The organism is Corallococcus sp. AB038B, from assembly GCF_003668955.1.
GTDB lineage: Bacteria > Myxococcota > Myxococcia > Myxococcales > Myxococcaceae > Corallococcus > Corallococcus exiguus.
Window position 1 is genome coordinate 1 of the sequence record NZ_RAWO01000197.1, and the last position, 418, is coordinate 418.

The following is a 418-nucleotide window of genomic DNA, read 5'->3' on the forward strand; positions in this document are numbered from 1 at the left end:
CGTGGTCCCCGTCCACTGCCGTACAGCCCCGGGGTTTCAGACGGTGGCGGTCCGGAGCGTCCGTGCGCACCGTACGCGGTACCGGATTGAGAGGGGTTCGGGGGACCGACGCATGAGAACTCTGGCGGGGCGCATAGGTGCGCGGTGGCTCGTGCTCGGCATGGTGCTCGCCGTGGGTACGGCCCAGGCGGGGCAGAAGCAGGTCGGCGGCGTCGACATGCCGGACTCGCTGACGCTGCAGGGGCGCAGGATTGCGCTCGCGCATATGCAGTTGCAGAAGCGACTGTTCTTCAAGGTCTACGTGTGGAGCCTCTACCTGGAGAACCAGCCGCGCAGCGCGTCCGAGGCCATCGCCTCCAACTCCGTCAAGCGCCTCCACTTCCGCTTCCTGCGCAACATCAGCCGCGAGCAGCTCGTG

General features: G+C 67.7%; 1 protein-coding gene. It reads left to right on the plus strand.

What is annotated here, in order from left to right; genetic code table 11:
* Window positions 1-112: 112 nt before the first annotated feature.
* The coding region (locus tag D7Y04_RS43000) for a chalcone isomerase family protein (RefSeq protein ID WP_199749838.1) at window positions 113-418 on the plus strand (306 nt) is incomplete at its 3' end.